Here is a 26,730-nt window from a genome sequence, read left to right on the forward strand (position 1 = left end):
CTCCGCCTCGCGCTCGGCGGCCGGCGGCGGGGATCGGCGCTCGCTGCTCGCTCCGGCGCGGATCGTGGCGAAGATCGTCGATCGGCGCCCTGGCTCACCCGTCCGCTCCGCCGCGGACCCTCACGATCTGCCCTGCTGCCCGCAGCACGAGCGACGCCGGCGAGACGCGCTCCATCTCGATGACGACGTTGCCGGGGAGCCCGTGCTGCATGGGGATCGGCGACGCGGGATCGGGGCGCACGCCGAGCTCCACGCGGATGCGGCCCTCCTGCGCCTCGCTGGCGACGCGCTCGACGGTGGTCGCCAGGGTGCCGTATTCGGTCCAGGGGAACGCGTCGAGGCGCAGGCGTCCCGCCTGCCCCGCGCGGATCCGCCCGACGGAGGAGGGCGGGAACTCTGCGATCACCCTGAGCTCGCCGGGCGGGACGACGGCGGCCACGACGTCCCCTTCGCGCACGAAGGAGCCGGCCCGCAGCACCGTGATTTCACCGACCCGCCCGGCGATGGGCGAGCGGATCTTGCGCCGCTCGATCTCGGCGAGCAGCCCCGCGATCGTCGCCTCCAGCACGAGCCGCTCCCCCTCGAGCGAGGCCACCTCGCGGTCGAGCCGCGCGAGCTCGGCCTGCTGCTCGCTCTGCCCGGTGCGTCGCTCGACGCCGGCCCGCGCGGCGGCGCGGTCGAGCGCCTCGGTCGCCGAGCGCCGCGACAGCGCCTCGGCCGCGAGCCGCGCCGCCTCGGCCTCGGACACGAGCCCGTCCTGCCGGAGGCGAACGGCCCGCGCCGCCTCGAGCTCCTGGAAGCGCGCGCCCGCCTCCGCCTCCTTGAGCCGCGCCTTCGCCTCGTCGATGCGGGCGCGCGCCGCCTCCGCCCCGTCGCGCAGCGCCCGCGAGCGCGCCGCGATCTCGGCCCGGAGCGGCCCCATCTGCCCCGCGATGGCCGAGAGCCGGGCCTGCTTGTCGTCCATGTCGCGGCGGAGCGGCTCCACGTCGAGCTCGACGAGGACGTCGCCCGCGGCGACCTCGGCCCCGAGGAGGTCGAGGCGGACCGAGGCGACCCTCCCGCCGAGGGGCGCCTCGACGCGGTGGGCCGCCTGCCCCACCTCGAGGCGCGCGCTCACGCTCGCCTCGTACTGCCCGACGCGCGCGAGGAAGAACCACGCGAGCCAGCCTCCGAGCAGGAGCGCGCCGATCGCGGCGCCGACGATCGAGCCGCGATGGCCGTCGGTCGCGATCGCGTGGATCGAGCGTGAGAACCCGGCGGGCATGAGGGGTCGCGCCAAGGTACACGAGCGAAGGATGCGCAGGAAGTCGCACCCATCGACGGGGCGAAGGCGATGAGCCTGGCAAAACTTCACGTGCAGCGCGGGCCGATTGAATGAATGCTCTCCTCCGCGGCTCCGCCGCGAGATAGTCATTCCATTCCATCTGGAGGTCCCCCATGGCTGATATCGATCGTAATCATGAGCAGAACGAGCAGAACGAGCAAACGGAGCAGGCGGAGACGGTGCCCTTCTTCGCTCGCTACCTGGAAGATCAGAAGCGCATCCGGACCGGCGTCAAAGCCGGCGGCATCTACCAGACCCTCAAGTACCCGTCGGACCGGGACGAGAACGTCACCATGAAGTACCCCTCCGACGGCGACGAAGAGCTGGCCGTGAAGTGAACCGCGAACGCCGCGCGGCGGGTAACCGCCCGCGGCCGAGCGGAACCCACCGAAATCGCCCGCAACATCGCGTCCCTTCCGCAACGACGCGTGACGACGCTTAACGAAGCGTGACGACGCGTAACCAAGCTCAACACGATTCAACACAGTAAAGCGCCCGTGATTGAAAGATCGCCGCAGCAGCGGAATCAAAGAATCACGGGATCGCGGAATTGCGACGTCGAGCCGTTGCAATCGTGCTGAAAAGCGCTGAAGAGCGCCGAAAATCGCCCTCGGGCTTGCGCCCCCGCCTGGCTGCTCGCTATGTTAGCCCTCTTGCCCTCGGCGGCTCCGTCGCCGCGGCAACGCAACCATCTGGAGGTATCCCATGGCCGATATCGACAACCGTGAGCCCGAGCAGCAGGAGCAGAAGGACGACGCCGAGGCGGTGCCGTTCTTCGCTCGCTTCCTGGAGGATCAGAAGCGCGTCCGTACCGGCGTCAAGGCCGGCAGGCCGCCCTTCCAGACGCTGAAGTACCCGTCGGACCAGGAGGACGGCGGGGGCGGCGGGAAGGACCCCATCTTCACCACGCTGAAGTACCCGTCGGACGGCGACGAGGCCTGATCACCGCATGGACCGCCCGCGCCGGTGCGAGAGAGGTACCCTGACGTGACGATGGCGAGCGCGAGCGTCCTCCTGGTCTCGCACTCACAGGACGACTTCGGGATCGGGCGTGTGGCGGAGGCGCTGCGAAGGCGCGGCGCTCGCCCCGTCCGCCTGGACGTCGACCGGTTCCCTCGCGACATCACGCTCTCGACGGCGCTCGGGCCGGGCGGCGTGCGCCGCCGTCTGGAGGACGCCGGGGCCGCGATCGGCGGAGACGAGATCTCCGCGGTCTGGCTCCGGCGCCTCTGGGCGCCGGACCTCGGCGAGGGCATCCCCGAGGAGTACCGCGGCGCGTGCGTGCGCGAGTCGATGGCGGCGCTGACCGGCTGGCTGCGCGGGCTCCCCGCGCGGCGCTGGATCAACGAGCCCGCGGCCGAGGAGCGCGCCCAGGACAAGCTGCGCCAGCTCGCGGCGGCCGCGTCGGTCGGCCTTCGCGTCCCCGAGACGGTGGTGACGAACGACCCGGCCGAGGTCCGCGGCCTCTTCGCGCGCCTCGGGGGGAACGTTGTCGCCAAGATGCTCACGCCCTTCTCGACCAGCCTCGCTGGCGGCGCGCCCTTCGTCTTCACGCACGCCGTCGCGGAGTCCGATCTCGACGCCCTCTCCGGGCTGCGCCAGAGCCCCATGATCTTCCAGGAGCGCATCCCCAAGGCGCGCGAGCTCCGCGTCGCCTGCGTCGACGGCCGGTGCTTCCCGGGCGCGCTCGACGCGACCCGCTACGAGTCGGTCGCGGTCGACTGGCGCCACCCGGACGTGAGCGAGATCGGCATCGGGTGGGAGCCGGACGCCCTCCCGCGCGACGTCGAAGCGCAGCTCGGCGCGCTCCTTCGCGCCCTCGGGCTGGTCTTCGGGGCCGTCGACCTCATCCGGACGCCGGACGGAGAGCACGTCTTTCTCGAAGTGAACCCCGCCGGCGAGTGGGGCATGCTGGAGCGGGATCTCGGCCTGCCGATCGCCGACGCGCTGGCGGAGGCGCTGCTCGCTCCGACGGAGAACCGGTGACAGTCCTCATCATCACGCACAGCGAAGACAACGAGTGCATCGACCGCGTCGCCGCCGCGATCGCCAGCCTGGGCGGCCGGGCCTTCCGCTTCGACACCGACGCCTTCCCGGCGGGGGCGCGGCTCTCGCTTTCGTCGGGGGCCGGGGCGGGCCGCTCCACGCTGACCACCCGGGACGGCGCCCTCGACCTCGGCGACGTGACCGCCGTCTGGTATCGCCGGGTCGCCTACGGCGCCAGGCTGCCCTCGTCGATGGATCCGCAGCTCCGGAGCGCGTCGGTCCACGAGGCGAAGCAGACAGCGGAGGGCATGCTCGCGGCGTTCCGCGTCCCGCAGGTCGACCCCTTGCCGGCGGTGCGCTTCGCGTCGAACAAGCAGGTGCAGCTCGACATCGCGCGCGAGGTCGGCCTCGACACGCCGCGCACGCTCACGACCAACGACGCCGAGGCGGCGCGGGCCTTCGCCGCGACCTGCCCGGGCGGGGTGATCGCCAAGATGCTCTCGTCGTTCGCCGTCTACCGCGACGGCGAGGAGCAGGTGGTCTTCACGAACGCCCTCGAGGCCAAGGACCTCGCGGACATGCGGGGGCTCTCGCTCTGCCCGATGACCTTCCAGGAGAACATCCCGAAGGCGCGCGAGCTGCGGGTCACGGTCGTGGGCGAGCGCGTCTTCACGGCCTCGGTCGACTCGCAGGCGGCGCCCGGCGCCGAGGTCGACTGGCGCCGGCAGGGGATCGAGCTCATCGACGCCTGGCGCAAGGACATGCTCCCGCCCGACGTCGAGACGGGCGTGCTCCGGCTGATGGATCAGCTCGGCCTCAACTACGGCGCGATCGATATCCTCCGCACGCCGGACGGTCGGCACGTCTTCCTCGAGGTCAACCCGTCCGGCGAGTTCTTCTGGCTGGAGCGGAACCCCGGGCTCCCGATCAGCGAGGCGCTCGCCGAGGTGCTGCTCGGCAAGGCGCCGCGGCGCGGCTCGTGGAGCGCCTTCCTCCACACGCCGGCGACGCAGCCCCGCTGATCCGGCGGCGCAGCGCCGCCGAGCGGACGCTCGGTGCCCTCCGCCCGCCCGCCTGCCGCTTCCAGCACGACACGACCTGTCGCTCCCCTCACCGGACGGACGGGCGCCGCGCAACGCGCCCCGGCGCCGCGCGGTGCGGCTTGACAACGCCCGGAGGTTCCGCACTTGCTATCCGTTCAGGGGAGGGCACCGCCCCCTGCGCCCGGCAAGCGATCTCGTGAAGATCCTAGAGCTCCACCTCCTCGCGTTCGGCCCCTTCACGGATCTCCGGCTCGACTTCTCCTCGCCGTCGCCGGGCCTCCACGTCGTCTACGGCCCCAACGAGGCCGGGAAGAGCACCGCGCTCCGGGCGATCCGCGGCCTGCTCTACGGCATCCCGCACATCACGCCCGACGCCCACGTGCACCACAACACCGATCTCCGCGTCGGCGGCCGGCTCGCGGGCAGGGGCGACGCCGCGCTCGCGCTCGTCCGCCGCAAGGGGCGCGTGAAGACGCTCCGCGACCCGGACGACAACCCCCTCGACGACGCCGCGCTCGCGCCGGTGCTCGGCGGCGTGACGGAGGAGCTCTTCCGGACCTCCTTCGGGCTCACCCACGAGACGCTCCGCCAGGGCGCCGAGGCCCTGCTCCAGGGCAAGGGCGACGTCGGTCAGAGCCTGTTCGGCGCGGGGCTCGGCGGGCCGGGGCTGCAGCAGCAGCTCGCCACGCTGCGCCAGGAGGCGGACGAGATCTTCACGCCCCAGGCGAGGACCCGCCCCCTCAACGAGGCGATCAAGGCCTTCGAGGCGGCCCGCAACGGGGCGAGGAGCGCCGCTCACCCGCCCGCGGACTGGACGCGCAAGCGGCAGGAGATCGACGAGCAGCGGGCCGAGCAGGAGCGCGTCGACGCGGAGCTGCGCGCGCTCCGGTCGACCGACAAGCGGCTCCGGCGCGCGCTCCGGGTGCTCCCGCTGCTGGAGGCGCGGCGCGCGATCCTCGGCCGGCGCGCCGCCCTCGGCCACGTCGTCCTGCTGCCCGAGAGCGCGCAGCGCGACCGCGAGGACGCCCAGGATCGCGCCGCCGACGCGAGCGCCCAGGCCTCGCGGCTCCGCGCCGACATCGCGGAGCTCGAGGCCCGCCACGCCGCGCTGGAGGTCCCCGCGTCGCTCGCCGACCTCGACGCGAGCGCGATCGACGGCCTCGTGACCCGGCTCGGCAGCCACCGCAAGGCCGCCGTCGACCTGCCGCGCGTCCGGGCGGAGCTCCACGGCGTCGAGGAGGACGCGCGCGCGATCCTCCGCAGGCTCGGGCGGGACGCCTCGCTCGCCGGCGGCGACGACCCCGAGCGGCTGGAGGCGATGCGCGTCGACGTCGCGACCGAGGCGCGCATCAAGAAGCTCGCCCGCGAGCGCGGCGCCGCCGAGGCCAAGCCGCGCGAGGTGGAGCGGCTGCTCTCGGCGCACCGCGCGCGGCGCGACGCCTGCGCGCGCAGGCTGGCCGAGCTGCCGCCGGGCGAGGACCCCGCCCCGCTCCGCGGCGCGCTCTCTCGCGCGCAGAAGCAGGGCGACCTCGAGCACCGCCTCCGCGAGGCCGCCGCCGCGGCGGCGCAGCTCGCCCGCGACGCCGACGTGCAGCGCGATCGGCTCGGCCTCGGCGCGGCCGCGAAGCGGGCGCGCCTCGACGCGGGCGGCGCGCCCGAAGGCCGGCCGCTCTCCGCGGCCGAGGCGAGCGCCCTGCCCGTCCCGCTCCCCGAGACGGTCGACCAGGCGGCCGCGCAGTGGGGCGCGCTCGCCCGGGAGCGCGAGCGGCTCGGCGAGCGCGCCGCCGAGATCGAGGCGCGCCTCCGCGAGAGCGCCCGCGAGATCGACGCGCTCCAGCGCGCCGGCGCCGTCCCCACGGAGGCCGACCTCGCCGAGGCGCGCGAGCGCCGGGACGCCGCCTTCAAGGCGCTGGTGCGCGCCCTCCAGGCGAAGGCGGGCGCCCGCGCGGCGGCCGCGTCGATCCACACCGCCTCGCTCTTCGACATCGGCGCGGACGCGCCCGCCTCGCCCGGAGGGCGGCGCAGGCCGTCGCTCGCCGCGCGCGACGAGCCGCCGGCCGCCCGGGGGAAGCCCGACGACTACGCCGACCTGGTCCGCGCCGCCGACGCCCTCGCCGATCGGCTGCGCCGCGAGGCCGACCGGGTCGCCCGCCTGGCGCGGCTGCTCGCGGACGAGGCGCGGGCCCAGGCGGACCAGGCGCAGCTCGCCGCGGAGCGCGCCGCGCTGGCGCGCCGGGCCGAGGAGGCCGAGGCCGTGTGGCTCGATCTGTGGCGGCCCGCGGGCGTCGCCCCGCGCTCCCCCGAGGAGATGCGCGGCTGGCTCGGCCGCTACGCGGCCTTGACCGCCACGGTCGACCGGCTGCGCGCCGCGGAGGCCGAGGCCGAGGCGCTGCGGGCCCGGATGCAGGCGCACGCCGCCGAGCTCCACGCGGCGCTCCAGGGCGCACGCGCCGCGCCGGGCGCCTCGCGCGGCGACGCGGCCGGCGCGGGCTCGCGCGGCCACGCGGCCGGAGCGCTGGAGGACGCGCCGGCGCACCTCCCGGCGCTCGTCGAGGCCGCGGAGCAGGAGCTCGCGGCCATCGAGGGCGCGGCCCGGGAGCGCAAGGAGCTCCTGCGGGAGCGCAAGGAGCTCGAGCGCGAGATCGAGGACCTCGAGCGCGAGCAGGCGCAGCACGCGCGCGCGCTCGAGGCGTGGCGAGCCGAGTGGGCCGAGGGCGTGCGGCCGCTCGGCCTGCCCGGCGACGCCTCCGCGGACGAGGCCACGGCGATCCTCGACGAGCTCGGCGCGCTGTTCCGCAAGGCGGACAGCGCCGCCCACGAGCGCCGCCGGGTGCGCGGCATGGAGCGCGACGCCCGGGCCTTCGGGGCCGACGTCGCGGAGCTCGCGTCCCGGCACGCGCCGGATCTCGCCCCGCTGCCGGCGGATCAGGCCGCCGATCAGCTGATCAAGCGCCACCACAAGGCGCGCGCCGACCTGCGCGAGCGCGGCGAGATCGCGCGGAGCCTCGCCGACAAGCGCCGCGAGCTGGATCAGCAGGAGGCGCGCCGCGCGGCCGCCGAGGCGCGCCTCGCCAAGCTCTTCGAGGCGGCGGGCGTCCCGCGCGGCGGTGACGACGCCGACGACGTCGCCGCGCTCTCCCTGGCGGAGGAGCGCTCGCGCGAGGCGCGCCGGCTCGACCGCGAGCTCGTCGAGAACGAGGGCAAGCTCCTCGAGGCGGGCGAGGGCGCGGGCATCGCCGCGCTCGAGCAGGAGACCGCCGGGGTGGAGCGGGACGCGCTCGCGCTCGAGCTCGACCGGGCGGAGGAGCGCCTCGCGGCGCTCGAGGACGAGCGGCGCCGGATCGACAGGGCGCTCGGGAGCCTCGAGCAGGAGCGCGAGCACCTCCGGGCGACGGTGGGCGCCGCGGAGGCCGCCGCGGAGGCGCAGATCTGCCTCTCGCACCTGCGCGGCGAGGTGCGCCGCTACGTGCGGGCGCGCCTCGCCGCGGTGCTGCTCGAGCGCGAGATCGAGCGCTACCGCGAGCGCAACCAGGGCCCGATCCTGGCGCGCGCGAGCGCGCTCTTCCACCGCCTGACGCTGGGCGCCTTCGCCGGCCTCCGGGTGGGCTACGACGAGAGCGAGCAGGCGATCATCCGCTGCGTCCGCGCGGCGGCGTCCGGCGCGGCGGTCGGCGGGGCAGCGGCCGCGAGGGCGCCCGCGCCGGACGGCGCGGCGGAGCCCGCGAAGGCGCTCGCGGACGCAGCGCCAGAGCCCGCGAAGGCGCCCGCGGACGCAGCGGCGGAGCCCGCGAAGGCGCCCGCGGACGCAGCGGCGGAGCCCGCGAGGGCGCCGGTGCAGCGCGAGGTGGACGTGACGGGCCTGAGCGACGGCACGCGCGACCAGCTCTACCTCGCGCTGCGCCTCGCGAGCCTCGAGCACCACGCCCGCACGGGCGAGCCGATACCGCTCATCCTGGATGACATCCTGATCCACTTCGACGACGACCGCGCCCGGGCCGCCCTCGCGGTGCTCGGCGAGCTCGCGGGGACGACGCAGGTGCTGTTCTTCACGCACCACGCGCGGCTCTGCGAGCTCGCGCGCGAGGCGGTGCCGGCCGACGTGCTCCGCGAGCACCGCCTGCGGTAGCAAGGCCGGTCACCGCGATAGGCTATCCTGGGCGGGATGACGGTCCAGGAGCTCCACGTCGCGGGATACCGCTCGATCCGCGAGCTGACCCTCCCCCTCGCGCAGGTCAACGTCATCGTCGGACCGAACGGCGTCGGCAAGACCAACCTCTATCGCACCATGGTGCTGCTCGGCTCCGCGGCGAGCGGGACCTTTGCGCGCACGCTGGCCGAGGAGGGGGGGATGCCCTCGGTGCTCTGGGCCGGCCAGCGCAGCAAAGGCCCGGTGCGGATGACGCTGCGGGTACGGCTGGATCAGCTCGTCTACGAGCTTCAGTGCGGGCTGACGCCGCCGCCTGGAGGGCCGTTCGAGCTGGACCCGGACATCAAGGAAGAGAACCTCTGGCTGCTCGACAAGCGCCGCCGCCTGCCGATGCTGGAGCGGGCCGCGGGCTCGGCCTTCGCGCGCGACGCGGACGGCCACCGCGTGACCTTTCCCTTCTCGCTCTGGGGCTCCGAGTCGGTGCTGGCGCAGGTGGTGGAGCCGCACCGCTTTCCGTTGCTCTCGGTGGTGCGGCAAAAGCTGATGAACTTCCGGTTCTATCACCACTTCCGCACCGACTCCGGCGCGCCGTTGCGGGTCGAGCAGGTCGGGGTGCGGACGCCTGTGCTCAGCACCGATGGCCACGATCTGGCCGCGGCGCTGGCGACGATCCTCGATATCGGCGACAGGGGCGCCTTGAAGGATGCCGTCTCCAGCGCGTTCCCTGGCGCGTCGCTCGAGGTCTCCTCGACGCAGGGGCGGTTCCGCGTCGAGCTCCGGTTGCCAGGGATGTCGCGGCCGCTCGACGCCCGCGAGTTCTCGGACGGCACGGCGCGCTATCTCTGCCTCCTGGCGGCGCTGCTGAGCCCGAGGCCACCGCTGCTGATGGCGCTGAACGAACCGGAGACGAGCCTGCATCCGGATCTGCTCGGGCCGCTCGGGGATCTCCTTGTGCACGCGGCATCCCGGAGCCAGCTGTGGATCACGACGCACTCCCGCCCGCTGGCGGAGCGGATCCGCAAGGCGACGCCCTGCCGGCTCATCGAGCTTGGCAAGAATGGTGGAGAGACAGTGCTGGCGAGCGGCGCGGCGGAGGAGGAATGACGTCCGCCATCAACGACAGAGGTCTCCTCGTGTTCATTCGATGATCCATCGAAGCACGGGACCAGCGACGACGACGAAGGCCGCGTGGCCCGGAAGCACAGGACTATCCCCGCCGAGCCACTGCACATGGGCGCTCGTCGACCAGCCCAGCGGCCCTGCGAAGTACGAGTTGACCTGCGCATGCCCGCCTATCGCCACCCCGGCGACGCGCCCGCACAAGGCGACGCCGCACGACGGCATGTCGTAGAGCGCGATCGATGGCCCCAGACTGAAATGACCGTCCTCCCACGTAACTCCGACGTCGAGTGATGTCTGATTGTAGACACCGAGCCCGCCGTCCTGGGTCGCCAGGAGGATGGTGCACAGGTCGTGGACCGTGAACAAGAAGTCTCGCTCGAAGGGCCAGGATATCGCCGCTTGTGGACCCACCGCGGGGCGAGAATCGGCGCCGATCTGAATCCACCCGAGGCTCGCACCGGCGCTGATTTCGGCCGCTCCTGCTCGCGCCGGTGCGGCGAGGAGCGGGAGGACGACCACGACCGCCCATGGGATCTTCTGCCAGCCTCTTGTGCCCATGGTACCTCCCCTTTCCCCCAGCGGACGAGCGACGTGACGACGCGAGCCGTCCTACTGACGGTGAAATTGGACGTCAACCGGGATCCGGGCGGGGACGTCCCGATGGACGTGGGTCGTACCGTCCAGAGGTTGCGCCCGTCGCGCGCCGGCCTGCGAGGCGCGAGTGCTCTCAGGCGCCAAGCAGCGGCGCCGCCTCCGCGGCGTCGAGCAGGGCAGCTGGTTCCTGGAACGCGCTCGCCGCGGAGACAGACGGCGGAGAGCTCCCGATGCGGGCGTCAGAGAGCGGCCCGCCGCGGTGATGGGCTATCAAGGGTGAGGTTGTCGAGAAGCCACTCGCTCGCTTCCCGATGCGGTCGAGGTGCTGCTGAACGCCCGCGGGTGAACGCTCACGGTTCAGGGAGTGATCCGGGAAGCCCCGGCGTCGCCGTCCCCGAGGTGGCCGCCGGCGACACGCTCACTCCGGACACTGCCCGGCGCACGCCTCACCGCCGCAGTCGACGCCGGCCTCGTCGCCGTTCTTCACGCCGTCCGTGCAGGTGGGGGCCTCGCAGACGCCGGCCCAGCACACGCCGCTCTTGCAGTCCGCGCCGGTCTCGCAGCCCCGGCCCGGCTCGCAGCGCGGGCACGACGTCGTGCCGCAATCGATGCCTGACTCGCGGCCGTTCTTCACCCCGTCGCTGCAGTTCGGGATGCTGCAGCTCTCGTTCGTGCACACACGGCTCGTGCAGTCCGTCGCGACACGGCAGTGATCGCCCGCCTGGCAAGGGCGACACGGGCCACCGCAGTTGAAGCCGGTCTCCCCAAGGCCAACGTCATGCGCGTCGTTCACGCAATGGCCCGGCACGCACCAGACACCGTCGCACGCGAGCCCACCGGGACAGTCCAGCGTCGGATCTTCATCGAAGCACTGCACGCAGGCGCCTTCATGGCACCGCCCCTCGCCCGATGCGGGACACGTGACGTCGTTCAACAGGAGGTGCTGCGGCTCATCGACCTCGCAGACGTCGAGGGTGCACTGGTTGCCATCATCGTAGACATCCTGGGCCGCCGCGCTGACCACGCGGCCGTCGGCGGTACACTCCTCGATCTTGCAGTCGCCGCGGAGCTGCGACTCGAGCGGGCCCTTGTGGATCTCCACCGCGCACGCGCCGTCCACGCACCGCCCCGCGCCGCACCGCGGGTCCGGCGGGCCAGGGCACTCCGCGTCGCTCTCGCAGCCGCCGGGCGGCACGGGCACCTCGGGGCACTCCGCGTCGCTCTCGCAGCCGCCGGGCGGCACGGGCACCCCGGAGCACTCCGCGGTGCCCTCCGCGCACTCGTCGCAGGTGCGGCACTCCTCGAAGCAGCCCGGCTTCTTCTCGCCGCGCGCGCAACAGATGACCTTGCCCGGGTCGCCGCATACGCAGTGCTCATCGACGCAGATCGTGCCTGGAATGTACTGCACGTCCGACTGACAGTGATCCGTGGTCGCGCACTTTCCGCCTATATAGGGCCCGTCACCACATGCAAAGAACGTCGCTGGGCCGATGAGAAGAATGGAACCAACAAACCAAGACGCGATGGGCCTACCCATGCTCCAGTCCTCCGGCACGAGGCTGAGGCGCCGGCACCCTGGCGGCCCCAATCCGCCGGGGTGTCGTTTGCCTGTCATCCGAGGAGCGCACTATGCCGCGTCGGGCCCACGGGCGTCACGCAAGTTTTCGCCAGAATGCGCCGCTGGCGAGGCGGCCTTCCAGCAGGGCAGGCACGAGGTCGAAGGGAGGAAAAACGGTGCTCGTCAACGGAAAGCCGCTGACGGACACCGTGCTCTCCGCCGGGCCGCGAGGAGGGAACGTCCGTCGCCGCGCGCCCCTGCTCACCGGGTCGCGTCGCGTCGCACCGGGACGCCTCGTCTCCGGCTCACGAGGCGAACAGCCAGGCGATGCTCGCCGCGCCGGCCAGGAAGATCGCCGCCGTGAAGATCAGGATCGCCGTCCGGTCAGGGCGATACTCCCCCCGATCGATGGCGCGAGCGACGCGCAGGTAACGCATCGCGGCCCACGCGATGAGCGCCATCCCGAGCACGACCATCCCCGCGCCGACGCCCACGACCTCGCGCAGCAACGACCGCGGCCCTCCCGGCGCGGCCGGCGGCCCCACCTCGAGGAAGTAGAGGCTGACCCGGTTGAGCGTGATGCCGAAGCTGAGCAGCGCGATCGCCGTGCGCACGTAGGCGAGGTGCGTCCGCTCGTTGGCCAGGTGCTCCCTCGCGTAGGCCTCCGTGCGCTTCACGCTCTCCTCGCCGGGCATGGTGGCTCGCCCTCCTCGTCGCGCGGCGCCCCGCTTCAGCGGCGGCCGTACCGATCGTCGAACCACGGATACGCCGTGTTCGAGTAGCCGCGGACCTCCCAGAACCCCGGCTGATCCGCCGTGGTGAACGTGATCCGCCGGATCCACTTCGCGCCCTTCCAGGAGTAGAGCTGCGGCGTGATCATCCGCACCGGGCCCCCGTGCTCGCGCGGCAGCGGCTTGCCCTCCCAGGTGTGGACGAGCAGCACGTCGGGCAGCATGGCCTCCTCGAGCGGCAGGTTCGTCGTGTAGGGGGTCTGCGTGCCGGGCGCGATGTCGCTCGCCTCGATCAGCACGAAGCGCGCGTCCGCGAGCGGGCGCGCGCGCTCCGCGAGGGCGGCGAACCGGACGCCGATCCAGTGGTTGTCCAGGCGGCTCCAGGTGGTCACGCAGTGGAAGTCGGACACGTCGAGCGTCTGCGGCAGCGCCATGAACTCTTCCCAGGAGTAGGTCCGCGGCGCCTCGCAGAGCCCGTCGATCTCGAGCTGCCAGCGCTCGGTCGGGATGTCCGGCGTATCGCCGAGATCGAGCACCGGCCAGTTCTTCACCTCGCGCTGACCGATCGGCAGCCTCGGCATCCCGTGCCGGTTCGGCGGCCCGCTGCCCATCGGCGCGCGCCCGTCGAAGGCGCCCTTGCCGCGCGCCGCGTGCCGCGCGGCGAACGCCTGCTTGCGCTCGATCAACGACCTCGCCCGCCGCCCCGCGTCGTCCCCCATGACGTGACCATGGCGAGAGCTCTGGACGCCTGCAAGAGCGAGCTCATCCGACCTTGCGGCCCGAGAGCTCCACGGATGCGGCATCCACCGACACCGACGTCGGGGGGCCGAACTTCTTGACCTGAACGGTCACGAGCAGGGCCGGCGTGTCGTCGAGCACGCGCTCGATGATGCGCTCGGCGAGCGTCTCGAGCAGCTTGTACGACGCGCTCGTGCCCGATTCGACGACGAGGTTCGCGAGCCTGTCGTAATCGAAGACGCGCGCGCGCGTGTCCGCTCGAGGCAAGAGCGAGATCGGGAGCTCCACCTCCAGGCACACGACGAAATCCTGGGGCAGGTCGCGCTCGGCGCGAGACACGCCGTGCTTGGCGCGAAAGCGGATGCCGTCAAGGCGGATCCGGTACGTCTGGATCGCGGACTCCATCGGCGCCCCCTAGCACGCCTTCCGGCCGGCTTCCGCCGCAAGAATGCCGGGCGGCACGCTCGCCCGCTCGCCGCGGCCTTCCCGGCGCGCGGCGGCCGTCTCGGCGTGTCCCGGCGCGGGCGGCCTTCCCGGCGCGACCGCCCTCAAGGCGCGCGGCGGCTGCGCGCCACGTGCGCCACGTGCGCCACGTCAGAGGAGAGGCCGCTTGAAGCACACGGCTTCGATCTTCGCGGTCATCTCGCTGCGCAGGAACTGCACCGGCTCCCAGCCTTCCTGCCCGAACCGCTTGAGGACCGGGTTCCATCCGGCCGTTGTGGTCACCTCGAACACCTGACTGTCGCTGACGCGCGCGGTCTCCACGTCCACGCACCGAACCTCCCACCGGGGCGGATCGGTCCCCGCCTGCACCGGTGGCACCAGGAAGCGCGGCGCGACGTACGACGCAGAGCAACCGAAAAGAAATGCGACGGCGATGGCTGTCCCGGAGCTGAGCTTCGGCATGAGCGGTCCTTTCCTGCGGGGTCGACTCGCGAAGGCGTATCGACGCTTCGTGCGCCACGTCAACTGGGAACGGCGCGCGCGCCGGCTCGCCGACGCGGAGGCCGCCGTCGCGGGGCGCGTCGTGGCAGCGCTCCAGGAGGACCAGCGCACGGTGCTCGAGCTCGCCTATTCCGAGGGGCTCGCCCTCGTGGAGATCGGCGAGCGCCTCGCGGTGCCGGTGGGCACCGTCAAATCCCGCCTCTCGCGCGCTGGACAAGCTGCGCGCCACGCTCCAGGAGCCGCCGCGCGCCGCCGCGGGCTGACGCCACCCCTAGCGCTTACGCGTGAGCGCCTCGCGGTCCTTCACGATGAGGCGCCGCCCCGCCGCGTCGAGCACCCCCTCCTTCCGGAACGCCCCGAGCGTCAGCGTCACCGTCTCGCGCGTCGACCCGATCACCTGGGCGATCTCCGCGTGCGTGATCGGCGCCGAGATCAGCGTCCCACGCGGCGTCGGCACGCCCCACCGCTCCGCCGCGTGCAGGAGGAACTCGGCGAGGCGCCCTCCCACGTTCTTGAAGAGCATCGACTCGATCCGGTCCTCGGTCTCCCGCTGCCGCGCGACGAGCAGCGCGAACACCGCGCCCCCGAGCCCCGGGTGCTGGGCGCAGAGCTCGCGGACGAGCGAGAGCGGCACCCGGACCACCTCGGCCTCATCCATCGCGATCGCCCGCTCCGTCCGCGTCTCCAGCCCGCCGAGGCACGACTCGCCGAGCACGTCGCCCGTGCCGCGGTAGCTGAGCGGGAACGCGGCCCCCGCCTCGTTGACGCGCTCGACGCGCGCGCGCCCCCGGCCGAGCACCACCAGCGTGTCCGCGGGGGCCCCCTGCTCGAAGATCGCCGCGTCGGACGCCACCACCTCGAGCACCGCGGCGTCCGTGACCGCCTCCCGTACCTCGCGATCCACCTGCGCGAACAGCGAGGAGAGCCGGAAGGCGCGCGCCACCCGAGCCTTCACGGGATCCATGGGCTGGCGGCCAGCATCCTGCGCGTACTGGGAATCCAGATCGCTCACGGTAGGGAACAAAAGAGTAATCCATCCCGCGTGGGTTGACACACAGGAATCCCCTGCGACCGAGGCCCGGCGCAGGGCGAACGGAGCGCCTCGCTCAGCGTCCGTCGCGGTCGAGCTGCACGACGATGTCCCGGTCGAGCGCGCTGTCCGCCGCGCGGGCGAACTGCTGGAACTTCGTATAGGCATCGGGCTGCACGCGGCCCGCGGGCAGATCGAGGAAGCGATCGAGGACCAGCGCGCCCCCGTCCACGCGATCGTTCACCCGCACGGCGCGCCCCGCGTCGTCCGCCGTCGACGGAGCGAGCTTCGTGATCACGCGCGCGCCCGCGGGGAGCTTGACGCGGAGCCGCACCTCCGAGCGCGTCGCGATCTGCTCCGACAGGTAGAGCGGCGTCTCGCGGACCGGCAGGCTGGCGAGGCTGGCCACGCGCACGCCGAAGGGCGGCGTGATGACCAGCTCCCCTCCCTGCGCGCGCGCGAAGCTCGCGGCGGCGATCTTCATCTTCAGCGTGAGCGGCCGGTCGATCTCGCTCAGCTCCTTGATCTCGATCGCCTGGAGCCGCGCCCCCGGCACCATCTGCGGCAGGAGGCGCGACTCGACGGCGTCCCTGAGCTGGGCGTCCGGGAGCGACTCCAGCGCCGAGCGCAGCGCGATCGCGAGCTTGCCCTCGTAGCGCTGCTCGATCGCCAGCGAGGCCGAGCCGTCCCTCGCCACCTCGGCGACGCCCTCCGTGACCACGCCGTCGTGCGCGCCGGACGAGGGCGTCACCTCGCGCGGCGTCCCCGGCTTCAGCACGATCGCCGGCTGCCCGCGGAGGGAGCTCGGCAGGTAGCCGTACGGCGCGAACTTGTCGCGCACGAACATCCAGCGCACCGCGCCCGCGCCGGGCTTGTCCCCGGTGTCGAGGCGGACGGCGAGCGCGTTGAACGTCTCGGCCTCGCTCATGGGCCCGCGCGGCGGCGCGGTGAGCCGGTCGCTCACGACGCCGTAGCCGGCGTCGATGCCGACCAGGCGGCACAGGTAGAGGAACGCCTCGGTCCGGTTGCCGCTCTTGCCGATGACGACGCGGCGGCCGTCGTCCTCGCGCCCCGGCTCCACGTTGGCGAGCACCCACCGGTAGATCCGGCGCGCCTGCTCGTCCTTCGACGGCGCCGCTGCCCCGCCCTCGCCGCGCGCCCCCTCCGCGGCGCCGGCGGCCTTCCCCTGCTCGCCGCCGCCCGCTGCCGGCGAGCGCGGCGCGAGCGGCGTACGCGCGATCGCCCGCGCGATGCGCACGAGCCGCGGATCGCGCGGCGTCTCGTCGGCGGCCGCGTCGACCATGCGCGCGATCGTGCTGTCCAGGCGGATGCCCCAGCCGATGCGGATGTTCGGAAGGAACTCCGAGATCGGCGCGCTCGCCGGCTCCTCCGGGAGCGCGGGGCTCTTGTCGACCCGGTAGCGGCGCGTGACGAGCGCGCCGGACTCGACGATCTCCGGCGCCGGGACGGTGCCGGAGGCCTCCACGTCGAGCGGCCGGCTCTTCGGCGACACGACGATGAACTCGCTCCGCCAGTAGGGGACCTTCTCCTCGCGGAAGAACCAGCGCGGGCCCTGGAACGTGAGGCCCCCCTGCCCGTCGCCGCGCAGCACGAACAGGTTCTCCACCTCGATGTAGTCGCCCACCTCGAGGTGGGGCATCGTCACGGTCGGCTTGTCCTGGATGAACTCCGGCTCGTGGATCGACCCGTCGCGCTTGACCGTGCGGAGCTTGAGCACGAGCCCCTCGGGCATGCGTTGCTCCGCGTGCTCCTGGATGGCCTCCCGCGACTGGATCCGGATGATCTCGTGCTGGAGCATCCGCGCCGAGCCGTCCTCGTGGACCCACATGGCCGCATAGTCGAGCACGCGCGCCGCCGTGCCCGGCATGACCTCGCCCGAGGCCTCGTGCTCGGCGATCACCTTCTTCGAGTCCAGCCGGTACGGGCTGAGCTCCGTCGTGCCGTCGAGCAGCTCGATCGCGTCGCGCAGGCCCGAGGTGTCGGCGCCGGTGCGGATCGCCTCGATGAGCGCCTTCTGGAGCGCGTCGCGCTCTCCCCGCGCGAAGCGCGCGTCCGCGAGCGCGAGGCGCGCGTCGGCGTCGTCCGGCGACTTCGCGAGCGCGCGCTCGAGCTGCTCGAACGACTCGGCGCGCTTGCCGGCGCGGGTCAGGAGGTCGGCGATGCGCGCGGCGATGTCCTTGCGGTCCTTGCGGGCGGAGCCGAGGCGCTGGAGCTCCTTGATCGCCGCCGCGTAGTCGCGGCGATCGATCGCCCTCTCCAGCTCGATCTCCGCGTCGGGATCGAGCTCCCGGATGCGCGCGGCGAGGGCGTCGGCCTGCGCGATGTGCCCGTCGCCGTCGTGGATCCGGAGGAGCGCGCCCAGCACCTCGATGTCGTCGGGGAAGCGCGCGGCGGCCTCCTTCACGGTGCGGACGTGCTCGACGCGCCAGCCGAGCCGCGAGTACATCCCGGCGAGCGTCTTCAGGAGGTCGGGCACCTCCCGGAAGCGGTCGGCGAGGGCCTCGATCGTGCGGGTCATCTCGGACAGGCCGACCTTGTCGGCCTCCTCGAGCGCGAGCCAGAGGCGGGGGTACCAGAGCTCCGGGTCCTTCTCCGCGGCGCGCGCGCGCACGTCCTTCACGAGGTCTTGCCCGTCGGACGCCGGGAAGATCGGGTCCTTCTCGAGGAAGACCGCCTGGGCCGCGAGCGCGGGGCCGGTGGCGCGCGCCGGATCGGCCACGAGCGGCTCGATCAGCACGGCGCTCACGTCGTCCTGGCCCTCGAGGTGCGCGATGGTCGCGGCGAGGTACCGGGCGATCGGATCGCCCACGTCGCGCTCGGCGGGGGGCGCGCCGCGCAGGCCGAGCGCGCGCGCCACCTTCGGCGCGGGCTGCGGCGGCACGCCGAGCGCCGTGAGGAACGGCTCGATGGGGTTGGGATCCGGCAGGACCTCGGGCGGGACGAGCGAATAGGGCGGCGTCGGATCGGCGGACGTGGCCACGCCGAGGGGCGTGCCGTCGGGCGCGAGCAGGCGGATGGAGGTGTCGCGGCCCCCGACGCGGGCGAGGATGCGGTGCCGGCCGGGGCCGAGGCGCAGGCGGACGCCGAAGCGGGGCCAGATCCCCCACTGCTTCGTGTCGCGCGTCAGCACCTCGACGTCGTCGACGAGGATGGCGTAGGCCCCCTGGACGGCGATGAGCATCTCGCGCTCGGCGGGCAGGTCGACGAAGGTCTCGACGTAGAAGATGCCTCCGCTGGCCCCGCCCTCGCCGGGCCCCTCCGGCGCGACGGCCGAGAGCTGGCAGCCGCGGCGCTCGGCGCCGAGCACGCGCGGCGGGCCTCTGCGGTGGGGATCGCGCGGGAACACGGGTGGCCAGGGGCCGGCGCGCTCCGCCTCGTAGTGGACGCGGTGGTCGCTCGCGGCCAGGTGGCCGAACGGGCCGGCGAAGCGGGCGTTCTCGATGCACCCGTAGCGGCGCGCCGCGTGGTCGATGAGCGGCACGGCGGGCGCGGCGCCGCGGGCGTCGTCGGCGGTCCCGGCGGCGCCGTCCGGGCGCGCCGCGGCGGCCTCGTCGGGCAGCCCGTCGAGGCTCCACCACTCGACGAGCTCTCCGCGCGCGCGCCAGCCCAGCTTGCCCGGGTGGTCGATGGCGCGAAGGACGACCTCGCGGGACTTCTTCCAGAGGCCCGCGACGCTGGAGCGCAGGCCGAGCAGGCGGTTCGCGGCGAACCAGCCCACGAGCGGGGCGTCGGGGTGCGCGCTCACCCGGGCGGCGTCCAGCGCATCGAGGTAGGCCGCCGCCGCGCGCGCGTTGCGGCCGTGCCCCTGGTCGTCGATCGCGCGCCCGAGCGACGCGAGCATCGATTTCGCGCCGATCCCCTCCAGGCGCTTGCGCGCCTCCCTGGCGCCGGCAGGCGTGCCGCCCGGGACCAGGAGCTCTCCGAGGAGCCAGCGGCCGACGACCTCGCCGTCGGCCGAATGCGCGCCGGCGTCGCGGAGCGAGGCGATGGGGTCTTTCGCGCCGGGCGCGGTGACCGCGCCGCAGGCGCCGAGCGCGAGGGCCAGGGCGGCGGCGCCGGCGAGCCGGGCGAGCGTGGAGAGGGGGCGAGGAGCGCGCATCGGCCCGGTCCTTAGCGCGAGCGACCGCGTGCGCACAGAGACGCCGCGCGGCGCAGCGCTCCTGGCCCGCCCGGCCCGTGAGCGCCCCGCCCGGCCCGCCGTCGTCGCCCGACCCGCGGCATGCGGTCTCCGCGGCGTGTGGCCAGCGGCTCCAGGGGCATCGTCAAGGAGCGCCGTCGCCCCTAGAGGACGGCGCGCCACGAGATCGTGCGCGACAACGTGGCCACGCTCTGCGGAGCCACCGAGGACGGCCCCATGGGTCGATGGTGATCTTGATTATCATTTGCATCATTGCTATGTGAAGCGGCGAACTCATGGAAGACGACCTTGCGGTAGAGCTCGGCGCGCTCGCGCACCACGGCGCCGCCCCGCTGTCTTGATCGGGGAGCGCGCTCTTTCGAACCACCTCGCCGCGATGCTTTCGCACCGACAAGGATGAACGACATGGTACCCGGTTACACAGAAGAGACGGTGCTTGAGGTCCACCACTGGACGGACAAGCTCTTTACGCTCAAGACCACCCGCTCGCCGAGCTTCCGCTTCGCGAACGGGCAGTTCTGCATGATGGGGCTCGTGGTCGCGGGCAAGCCGCTCGTCCGTGCGTACTCCCTCGCGAGCGCAAACCACGAGGAGACGCTCGAGTTCTTCTCGATCAAGGTGCCGAACGGCCCGCTGACCTCGCGCCTGCAGCACATCGCCGTCGGCGAGACGATCCTCGTCGGCAAGCGCGCGACCGGCACGCTCACGATCGGCAACCTGCGGCCGGGCCGGACCCTGTGGCTCCTGGCGACCGGGACCGGCCTCGCGCCGTTCCTCAGCGTCGTCAAGGACCCCGAGACGTACGAGCGCTTCGAGCGCGTGGTCATCACGCACACGTGCCGTCGCGCGCAGGACCTCGCCTATGCGCGCTACCTCGAGCACGAGCTCGCGGCGGACGAGCTGCTCGGCGAGATCGTGCGGCCCAAGCTCCGCTACTACCCGTCCGTCACCCGCGAGGCGTTCAAGACCGAGGGCCGTATCACCGCGCTCATCGAGTCCGGCCGCATCTTCGCCGATCTGGCGCTGCCCGCGCTCGACCCCGCGCACGACCGGCTGATGCTCTGCGGCAGCTCGGAGATGCTCGCCGACACCGCCGCGCTCCTGGAGTCCCGCGGCTTCGAGGAGGGCAACAGCGGCGAGCCGGGCGACTACCTCGTGGAGAAGGCCTTCGCGGGCGAGAAGCGCTCCCCGCTCGCCAGCGCGTCGCCGGCCGAGAGCACGAACCTGTCCGGCCCGGCGTGACGTCGCGCGCCGCGCGTCGGGCTGCGCCCGGGACCACGCGTCGGCGTCACGGCGGGCGCGCGGATCGATGCGGCGCGCAGGCCGCGGTTTCGGATCTGGACCGGGGGCACCGCCCGCCCCGGTCCAGACCGCGGCTCACACGCTCGCTTCGACAGCGCTGGCGACCTGCTGGAGGAGCACCGTCTGTTCGATCACCTCCGGCGGCACGCCGACATCGTCGCGCACGACGGCCACATCCCCGCGCGCGCCAGCCACGTCCTCGCGCGCCACCGCCACGTCCTCGGGCGCCACGGCCACATCCTCGGGCGCCACCGCCACGTCCTCGGGCGCCACCGCCACGTCGTCCCGCTCCGCCGCCCGGCGCAGCGCCGCGATCTCCGCCTGCGCGGCGACGAGCGCCTGCTCGAGCGCCTCGTGGAGCGCCGGCGGAGAGCCGGACGTGTCGCGCGCCTCGGTCAGCTCGCGCTCGAGCTGCGCGATCTTCCATCCCGCGGCGCGCAGGTCGGCCTCGCTCGAGGCGGCGCTCCGCGCCAGCGCGTCGAGCTGCTGCCGCAGCGCCTCCACCGCGCCGCCCGGCCCGCCCTGCCCCGCGAGCGTTCCGCCCTGCCCGCCGTCCGCCGCCTGGCCCGGCCCGCCGTCGTCGGCCGACGCCGACGCGAAGACCGTCCCGAGCTCGTCGACGAGCTCCTTGCCCACCCGCTCGCTCTCGCGCAGCTGCGCCATGAGCGACGCGATGACGTGGCCCCGGTCGCGCAGCGCCTCCTCGAGGCCCGCGATCTCCGCGGCCGCCGCCTCGCCTGCGTCGCGCTTCTCGAGCTCCGATGCCCGCTGCTCCAGCGCGACGACGGTCTGCTCGAGCTCCACGATCCGCGCCTCGAGCAGCAGCCTGCGCGCGTCGAGGGCGCTCCGCTGGTCTTCCAGCGCGCGGCTCTCGCGCTCGTTCCGGTCCGCCCGCTCCTTCTGCCGGTCGCGGTCGCGCGCGAGCTCGGCGCGGGCTGCCTCCAGCTCCTCGACCCTGCCCCCTGCGCGCCGCGCCTCCTCCAGCGCGCGCTCGCTCTCCTGCGCGCGCCTGCGCGCCGTGTCCCGCTCCGACGTGAGCTTCGAGAGCTCCCGCCGCGCCCCCGCGGCGGCGGCCTCGAGCTCCCCCACTCGCGCCGCGAGCGCCGGGTCGGGCGCCGCCACGGCGGGCCGCGCCTCGAGCTCGGCGATCCGGGCGCGCGCGGCCTCGAGGTCGGCGGTCACGGCGTCGAGGCGGTCGCGGGCGCCGGCGATCTCCGGCTTGTTGCGGATCATGCCGAGCTCGAGCTCGACCTTGGTCCGCACCCGCTTCTCGTCGTCGAGCTGCTTGGCGAGCCGGGTCGCGCGATCGCGCTGGCTGCGGAGCTCCTCCTCCATGTCGCGGATCTGGTGCGACAGGCGCTCGGCCCGGACGTGGGCGTCGCCCGCCCTGGCCTCGACGTCGCGGAGGCGCGCCGCCCTGGCCTCGATCTCGGCCTCCGCCTCGGCGAGGCGCGCGGCCGTGGCGACCGCGCTCTCGGCGCGGACCCCGGCGTCCTCGCGGTCGCGCTGGTGCCGGGTGCGCAGCTCCGCGAGCTCGCCCCCGAGCCGCTGCGCGCGGCCCTCGGCCTCGCTGAGCGCCTCGGGCGACGCGCCGGCGCTCGCGCCCGGGAAGTCGGCGAACGGCAGCTCGATCACGGCGAACGCGTCGAGCCTGGGCAGGCGCTCGCCGGCCACGGCGATGAACCACTCGGGCTCCTCGGACGCGTCGAGGATCGACGTGTCCACGCTGACCTCGGGCTCGCCCTTCGGCGCGAACTCCGCGACCGTGTAGCCGACGAACGGCGCCTGGCCGACCATCCGCACCTGCTTGAACTGGAGCGCCACGAGGTCGTAGAGCGCGTAGTAGCCGGGAGCCGCGCCGCGGCTCGCGCCCGCGGGGAGCAGGCCCCGCGCGGCCTCCGGGTTCGGCGACGCGATGACGGCGACGCCGCTCGCGGCGGTGAGGCGTCGGGCGCGCCGGACGACCTCGGCGGGATCGCCGAAGAGGGAGAGATCGGGGATGACGAGGGTGTCGAAGGCGCCGTCGCGCACGCCGAGGTCGCCGTCGAACACGGCGACGTTCGGGTGCGGCTGCCGGGTGGGCGCCGTCCGCGCGAGCTTCTCGGCGACGCGCGCGGCGTCCGGGTCGTAGGCATGGACGAGGCGGGCTCCGCGCTGGAGCAGCCGGTCGGCGAGGCCGATGGTGGCGTCACCCACCACCGCGACCCGCCGGCCGCGCACGAGCGGCTCGAGGTAGGCGCTCAGCACCAGGGCGGGATGGAGCGCGGCGGGGGCGGCGTGCCGCGGCGAGCCTGCGGCAGCGAGGGAGGACTCCTTCGTCATGGTTCCGTCCTCTTACGGCTCTGGGGGCCCGGAGTCCACAAAGCGCAGTGCAGAGTTGCAAGGCGGCGCTCACCGCGCCGGGCGCCGCCGGGCGCCGCCCGCGCGCGCCGGTCCGACGCCTTCGTGCCGGCCCCACGATCCGCGCCTCCACGCCGTCAGCGTGGTGAGCCGCCTCACCCATGACGCTTCGCGTCTGCGCCGCATGTTCCTGGGCCTCTCCGTCGCTCCCGCCGTCATCTCCACGACATCGGCGGTTCGCCCTCTCTCCTTCGAGATCGAGCGGTCCTTCTGCTGCGCTCGGTCAGAGGATCACGGTCTCGCAGCCGAGGAGGATCTGGATCTTCGCGATGGAGGCGCCCCTGGCGGCCTCGCAGGTATCGGGGCACAGCACGAGGGCCGCGGGAGAGGCCGGGTCGTCGTAGCGCCAGCCTGGGCCGTCGCAGCCGGGGCGCTGCGGCAGGATCTCCTGCGATGCGCCGTCGAGCCCGAAGAGGACGTTGACGTCGTCGAACGCGACCTGTCCGCCGGCCACCTGGGAAGGGACCTCGACCTCGCACGGGAGCGCCTGCCCCGTGACCTTCGCGAGCGCGTTCTGGAACTCGACGGCGATGTTGGTCGCCCCGACGAGGACGGCGGCGTCGGTGCCTCCCGCGGCCGCGACCTGGTTGGCGAAGCTCTGGTTCACGCCCGGGAGCCCGATCACGAAGGTGCGCACGGGGGTGCCGTAGCGCGCGCCCGCCGCCGCGAGATCCGCGATGGCGTCCGGGTCTTCCGGGTTCACCCCGGCGCACTGGGCCGCCGGCCCCTGGGGCTGCCCATCGGTGACGAGCAGCACCGCCGAGGCCTCGCCGGGGTGGTTCTTCGCCACGTCGATGCCCTGGAGCAGCGCGCCGCCCAGCGCCGGATAGACGGGCGTGCTCGCTCCGTTCGGCGACTCGGCCTCGATGGCCGCGACGATGGCGCCCGCGTTGTCGGGGAGCGGACCGAACGGGACCAGCGGCTCCCTGTACGCCTCGTGGTCACAGGCCGGCACGTCGTCCGCCACCCGCGGAAAGAAGCGCAGCGCCACGCGCACGCCGGCGAACCTCGCGCTGTTGACGAACGCTGTCAGGCCGGCCTTCGCGCTGGTCCACTTGTCGGCCACCATGGGGTCGTTGCCCGCCATCGAGGACGACTTGTCCATCATGATGTAGAGATTGAGCGGGACCGCGATCGCCTCCTCGGTGACAAGGCCACACGCGGCGTCCGGATCGAGGACTTCGACAGGCGCGTCGGTCGACAGCCCGCCATCCGGATCAAAGGTCCCGCCCGAGTCAGCTCCGTCCGAAGAGGAAGAGGACGAGACAAGGCCAGCTCCTGAGTCCGGTGCACACGCGCCATGAAGCCCCATGGCGACGGCGAGCCCAACCATGGAAGCGAGCGAGGTGGGGTGGAGCGATTCGATGCGCATGGGATGAACAGAGGACAGCGAGGACGGCGCGGAAGCGGGAAGGTACGCAGACACAGAGTACCGGAGACGGTGACAGGCGCGAGGGGCGAATCGCGGAATCGTGAGCTGGCTCGCGCCGGCGCAGCACATAACGGCGTGGGCGGACGGCTGTTGATGCCGGCCGCAATGTGGCGCACAGCCCCGTTGTGATTGGGAACGAGCAAGACAAAGTCTTTTCGAAAAGCGCGCGAAGGTGCAGAATTAAGCATGCGCGCACAATTCTTCCTCGAGACGGCATCTCTGCTCGCATTGCTCTCGGCGATCGGCTGCGCGGAGAGCAGCTCGATCGACGACCCCATCGGGCCGTTCGAGGGCACGGGAGGCGGCTCGGGCGCGGGCGGCGAGTCCTCCGCGAGCAGCAGCACCACGACGGCGTCATCGAGCAGCGCCGCCGCCGCGAGCGGCTCGGGCGGGAGCGAGGGCAGCTCGGGCGGGGGTGAGGGCGGCTCGGGTGGAGAGGGGGGCAGCGAAGAGGCGGGCGGGGGCGGCGGTGGGGTCACGGATCCGTGCGCGCTGGGGTGCTTGCCGGGCACACACGACGTGGACGGCAATCGCCTCACGGGCGAGTGCGGCTGTGAATACGTGTGTACGCCGACCGCGGCGGGAGAGGCGGGCGAGGATCCGATCGACGCCGAGTTCATCGACGACAACTGCGACGGCGGCGACGGGCTCGTGGAGCAGTGCATCTACGTCTCGGCGAGCACGGGGGACGACGCCAGCAGCGGGACGCGCAACGCGCCGGTGGAGACGATCGCCAAGGCCATCCAGGTGGCGCAGGCGGGCGCGGTGCCGGCGATCTGCCTGTCGGGCGAGCTGTACCAGGAGGCGGTCACGGTCGTGTCCGGCATCAGCATCTACGGTGGGTTCGATCACGCCAACGCTGACTTCAAGTTCCGGAGGACGAGCTCGGTGACGACCACCGTGCGCGCGACAGGCACGGTGTTCCACGCGCCGTCGATCACGCAGCCGACGCACATCGAGGGCCTCTCGATAGAGGCGCTGAGCCCGTCGTCGGCCGGCGCGAGCACCTATGGAGTGCGCCTCGGCGGGGGGACGGCGGACCTCTTCGTGCGGTTCAACCAGATCAACGTGGAGGAGGGCCGGGCCGGCGCCGCGGGGACGAACGGGGCGGCGCACATGGAGGGGACGGCGACGGCGGGGAATGCGGGAGAGCGGGGCTGCAATGACTGCAGCGGCCTCGGCAATGCAGGCCCGGCGCCCACATGCGACGAGCCTGGCGGGAGAGCTGGATATGGCGGACATGGCTCGAACACCGGAGCGGCGGGCCATCCCGGCAGCCAGGGCGCGACGGGCGGCGCGGGGGGCGCCCCGTTGCGCTGCTTCAGGACCCGGTCGCCAGGACAAAATGGCACGCCAGGCATGGCGGGGTCGCAGGGGATGCCGGGGACGGGGGGCGCGAATCTCGGCAGCATCGCCTCGGGCGTCTACCAACCCGCGAACGGCACCAACGGGCGACCGGGAATCAACGGCGGCGGCGGTGGAGGCGCGGGCGGCGGCGGTGGCGGCTCGTGCGAGGTAGGCCCTGATGATCGCGGTGGAGGCGGCGGCAGCGGCGGATGCGGCGGGCTCGGCGGCCGCAACGGCACTGCTGGCCGCGGTGGAGGCGGGAGCTTTGGCGTCTTCGCGGCGGCCGGACGGGTGGTCGTCTCCCGCAACGAGATCACGACCGGAAAGGGAGGCAACGGCGGCAACGGCGGCAACGGCGGAGCGCCACAGCTCGGGGGTAACGGCGGCCCTGGCGGCCCCGGTCCCGATGACGCTGGAAACGGCGGCGTCGGCGGCAGGGGTGGCAATGGCGGCGACGGCGGCCCGGGCGCGGGCGGCGGCGGCGGCCCGAGCGCCTGCCTGGCGCGAGCCGCGAGCGTCGGCTTCACGTTCGGAGACAACAGCTGCTCGACCGGCACCCCCGGGTATGGCGGCGCCGGCGGCACGACCCCGAGCGGCGGCGCCGCGGGCGCGGGGCAGGAAGGTAAGGCGGCCGCGAACCTGCAGATCAACTGATCAACGCTGCTGAGTTCGAGGAGCTATCTCCCACACGTCTGCTCCGAAGTCCATGGCGCTTGCGCCCCTGGCGACAAGCATGATGTCGCCGGCCGTGTCGACGGCAACGTGACCCCTGAAAGGCGATCTGGACTCGATCGCTCCCGGAGCGAACGAGCCTGCCAGTCCTGTCACCGTGGCTCTTATGCGCCGACATGACTCCGCCCGTCCGCTGGATT

At 73.5% G+C, this 26,730-nt stretch carries 20 protein-coding genes and 1 pseudogene; 9 read left to right on the forward strand and 12 right to left on the reverse strand.

Going from position 1 to position 26,730, the window contains the following annotated elements; translation table 11 throughout:
• Window positions 1-94: 94 nt before the first annotated feature.
• Window positions 95-1,264 (reverse strand): HlyD family secretion protein, encoded by a 1,170-nt coding sequence (locus WMF39_RS38830; RefSeq protein ID WP_437741513.1) that lies wholly within the window; start codon window positions 1,262-1,264, stop codon window positions 95-97.
• Window positions 1,265-1,437: 173 nt separating this feature from the next.
• Between WMF39_RS38830 and WMF39_RS38835 the strand changes: the two genes are divergently transcribed.
• From WMF39_RS38835 to WMF39_RS38860, 6 genes are all read left to right on the forward strand, one after another.
• Complete coding sequence (locus WMF39_RS38835) at window positions 1,438-1,662, forward strand: microviridin/marinostatin family tricyclic proteinase inhibitor (protein ID WP_437741514.1); 225 nt, start codon at window positions 1,438-1,440, stop codon at window positions 1,660-1,662.
• Between the two features lie 367 nt (window positions 1,663-2,029).
• A complete protein-coding gene (locus WMF39_RS38840) occupies window positions 2,030-2,266 on the forward strand; it encodes a microviridin/marinostatin family tricyclic proteinase inhibitor (protein ID WP_272103913.1) in 237 nt (78 codons plus the stop codon).
• Between the two features lie 51 nt (window positions 2,267-2,317).
• The gene (locus WMF39_RS38845) at window positions 2,318-3,310 is read left to right on the forward strand and encodes an MvdC family ATP-grasp ribosomal peptide maturase (protein ID WP_437748089.1); all 993 of its coding nucleotides are present in this window, start codon (window positions 2,318-2,320) and stop codon (window positions 3,308-3,310) included.
• Window positions 3,307-4,332 (forward strand): MvdD family ATP-grasp ribosomal peptide maturase, encoded by a 1,026-nt coding sequence (locus WMF39_RS38850; protein ID WP_437741515.1) that lies wholly within the window; start codon window positions 3,307-3,309, stop codon window positions 4,330-4,332. Before WMF39_RS38845 ends, WMF39_RS38850 begins: the two co-directional genes overlap by 4 nt.
• 217 nt (window positions 4,333-4,549) lie before the next feature.
• Entirely contained in the window at window positions 4,550-8,479 is a 3,930-nt protein-coding gene (locus WMF39_RS38855) for an AAA family ATPase (protein ID WP_437741516.1), read from the forward strand.
• Window positions 8,480-8,515: 36 nt separating this feature from the next.
• Entirely contained in the window at window positions 8,516-9,604 is a 1,089-nt protein-coding gene (locus tag WMF39_RS38860; RefSeq protein ID WP_437741517.1) for an AAA family ATPase, read from the forward strand.
• Between the two features lie 33 nt (window positions 9,605-9,637).
• On the opposite strand, the gene WMF39_RS38865 is transcribed toward WMF39_RS38860, so the two are convergent.
• From WMF39_RS38865 to WMF39_RS38890, 6 genes are all read right to left on the reverse strand, one after another.
• Window positions 9,638-10,180 (reverse strand): hypothetical protein, encoded by a 543-nt coding sequence (locus WMF39_RS38865; protein WP_437741518.1) that lies wholly within the window; start codon window positions 10,178-10,180, stop codon window positions 9,638-9,640.
• A 454-nt stretch (window positions 10,181-10,634) separates the two neighbouring features.
• The gene (locus WMF39_RS38870; protein WP_437741519.1) at window positions 10,635-11,624 is read right to left on the reverse strand and encodes a hypothetical protein; all 990 of its coding nucleotides are present in this window, start codon (window positions 11,622-11,624) and stop codon (window positions 10,635-10,637) included.
• A 455-nt stretch (window positions 11,625-12,079) separates the two neighbouring features.
• The gene (locus WMF39_RS38875; RefSeq protein WP_437741520.1) at window positions 12,080-12,469 is read right to left on the reverse strand and encodes a YidH family protein; all 390 of its coding nucleotides are present in this window, start codon (window positions 12,467-12,469) and stop codon (window positions 12,080-12,082) included.
• A gap of 35 nt (window positions 12,470-12,504) precedes the next feature.
• Window positions 12,505-13,224 (reverse strand): molybdopterin-dependent oxidoreductase, encoded by a 720-nt coding sequence (locus WMF39_RS38880; protein WP_437741521.1) that lies wholly within the window; start codon window positions 13,222-13,224, stop codon window positions 12,505-12,507.
• Between the two features lie 43 nt (window positions 13,225-13,267).
• Window positions 13,268-13,648 (reverse strand): dihydroneopterin aldolase, encoded by a 381-nt coding sequence (locus WMF39_RS38885; protein ID WP_437741522.1) that lies wholly within the window; start codon window positions 13,646-13,648, stop codon window positions 13,268-13,270.
• A 189-nt stretch (window positions 13,649-13,837) separates the two neighbouring features.
• Entirely contained in the window at window positions 13,838-14,149 is a 312-nt protein-coding gene (locus WMF39_RS38890; protein ID WP_437711098.1) for a hypothetical protein, read from the reverse strand.
• Here WMF39_RS38890 and WMF39_RS38895 point away from each other — a divergent pair.
• Window positions 14,148-14,390 (forward strand): annotated as a pseudogene (locus WMF39_RS38895) (sigma factor-like helix-turn-helix DNA-binding protein); the annotation flags it as partial. The gene WMF39_RS38890 and the pseudogene WMF39_RS38895 overlap by 2 nt on opposite strands.
• A gap of 69 nt (window positions 14,391-14,459) precedes the next feature.
• On the opposite strand, the gene WMF39_RS38900 reads toward WMF39_RS38895, so the two are convergent.
• The 3 genes from WMF39_RS38900 to WMF39_RS38910 form a co-directional block, all read right to left on the reverse strand.
• A complete protein-coding gene (locus WMF39_RS38900) occupies window positions 14,460-15,200 on the reverse strand; it encodes a Crp/Fnr family transcriptional regulator (RefSeq protein ID WP_437741523.1) in 741 nt (246 codons plus the stop codon).
• 94 nt (window positions 15,201-15,294) lie between these two features.
• A complete protein-coding gene (locus tag WMF39_RS38905) occupies window positions 15,295-19,338 on the reverse strand; it encodes a hypothetical protein (RefSeq protein WP_437741524.1) in 4,044 nt (1,347 codons plus the stop codon).
• A gap of 182 nt (window positions 19,339-19,520) precedes the next feature.
• Window positions 19,521-19,784 (reverse strand): hypothetical protein, encoded by a 264-nt coding sequence (locus tag WMF39_RS38910; protein WP_437741525.1) that lies wholly within the window; start codon window positions 19,782-19,784, stop codon window positions 19,521-19,523.
• On the opposite strand from WMF39_RS38910, the gene WMF39_RS38915 reads away from it, so the two are divergent.
• Entirely contained in the window at window positions 19,783-20,619 is an 837-nt protein-coding gene (locus tag WMF39_RS38915) for a ferredoxin--NADP reductase (protein ID WP_437741526.1), read from the forward strand. The genes WMF39_RS38910 and WMF39_RS38915 overlap by 2 nt on opposite strands.
• 135 nt (window positions 20,620-20,754) lie before the next feature.
• Here the strand turns inward: WMF39_RS38915 and WMF39_RS38920 are convergent, their stop codons facing one another.
• Both WMF39_RS38920 and WMF39_RS38925 read right to left on the reverse strand, forming a co-directional pair.
• Entirely contained in the window at window positions 20,755-23,001 is a 2,247-nt protein-coding gene (locus WMF39_RS38920; protein WP_437741527.1) for a hypothetical protein, read from the reverse strand.
• Window positions 23,002-23,302: 301 nt separating this feature from the next.
• On the reverse strand, window positions 23,303-24,451 hold the full coding sequence (locus tag WMF39_RS38925; protein ID WP_437741528.1) for a vWA domain-containing protein: 1,149 nt from the start codon (window positions 24,449-24,451) through the stop codon (window positions 23,303-23,305).
• A gap of 246 nt (window positions 24,452-24,697) precedes the next feature.
• Between WMF39_RS38925 and WMF39_RS38930 the strand changes: the two genes are divergently transcribed.
• Window positions 24,698-26,512: a PE-PGRS family protein gene (locus WMF39_RS38930; protein WP_437741529.1), complete on the forward strand. Its 1,815-nt coding sequence runs from the start codon at window positions 24,698-24,700 to the stop codon at window positions 26,510-26,512.
• The last annotated feature ends 218 nt before the right edge of the window (window positions 26,513-26,730 follow it).

The sequence above is a fragment of the Sorangium sp. So ce1504 genome, assembly GCF_051521635.1.
In the GTDB taxonomy this organism is placed as follows: domain Bacteria; phylum Myxococcota_A; class Polyangia; order Polyangiales; family Polyangiaceae; genus Sorangium; species Sorangium cellulosum_B.

Excerpts from the sequence above, each read along its gene's own strand:
- WMF39_RS38830 (WP_437741513.1), bottom strand. The coding sequence starts at position 1,264 with ATGCCCGCCGGGTTCTCACGCTCGATCCACGCGATCGCGACCGACGGC.
- WMF39_RS38835 (WP_437741514.1), top strand. The coding sequence starts at position 1,438 with ATGGCTGATATCGATCGTAATCATGAGCAGAACGAGCAGAACGAGCAA.
- WMF39_RS38840 (WP_272103913.1), top strand. The coding sequence starts at position 2,030 with ATGGCCGATATCGACAACCGTGAGCCCGAGCAGCAGGAGCAGAAGGAC.
- WMF39_RS38845 (WP_437748089.1), top strand. The coding sequence starts at position 2,318 with ATGGCGAGCGCGAGCGTCCTCCTGGTCTCGCACTCACAGGACGACTTC.
- WMF39_RS38860 (WP_437741517.1), top strand. The coding sequence starts at position 8,516 with ATGACGGTCCAGGAGCTCCACGTCGCGGGATACCGCTCGATCCGCGAG.
- WMF39_RS38865 (WP_437741518.1), bottom strand. The coding sequence starts at position 10,180 with ATGGGCACAAGAGGCTGGCAGAAGATCCCATGGGCGGTCGTGGTCGTC.
- WMF39_RS38875 (WP_437741520.1), bottom strand. The coding sequence starts at position 12,469 with ATGCCCGGCGAGGAGAGCGTGAAGCGCACGGAGGCCTACGCGAGGGAG.
- WMF39_RS38880 (WP_437741521.1), bottom strand. The coding sequence starts at position 13,224 with ATGGGGGACGACGCGGGGCGGCGGGCGAGGTCGTTGATCGAGCGCAAG.
- WMF39_RS38885 (WP_437741522.1), bottom strand. The coding sequence starts at position 13,648 with ATGGAGTCCGCGATCCAGACGTACCGGATCCGCCTTGACGGCATCCGC.
- WMF39_RS38890 (WP_437711098.1), bottom strand. The coding sequence starts at position 14,149 with ATGCCGAAGCTCAGCTCCGGGACAGCCATCGCCGTCGCATTTCTTTTC.
- WMF39_RS38905 (WP_437741524.1), bottom strand. The coding sequence starts at position 19,338 with ATGCGCGCTCCTCGCCCCCTCTCCACGCTCGCCCGGCTCGCCGGCGCC.
- WMF39_RS38915 (WP_437741526.1), top strand. The coding sequence starts at position 19,783 with ATGGTACCCGGTTACACAGAAGAGACGGTGCTTGAGGTCCACCACTGG.
- WMF39_RS38910 (WP_437741525.1), bottom strand. The coding sequence starts at position 19,784 with ATGTCGTTCATCCTTGTCGGTGCGAAAGCATCGCGGCGAGGTGGTTCG.
- WMF39_RS38920 (WP_437741527.1), bottom strand. The coding sequence starts at position 23,001 with ATGACGAAGGAGTCCTCCCTCGCTGCCGCAGGCTCGCCGCGGCACGCC.
- WMF39_RS38925 (WP_437741528.1), bottom strand. The coding sequence starts at position 24,451 with ATGCGCATCGAATCGCTCCACCCCACCTCGCTCGCTTCCATGGTTGGG.
- WMF39_RS38930 (WP_437741529.1), top strand. The coding sequence starts at position 24,698 with ATGCGCGCACAATTCTTCCTCGAGACGGCATCTCTGCTCGCATTGCTC.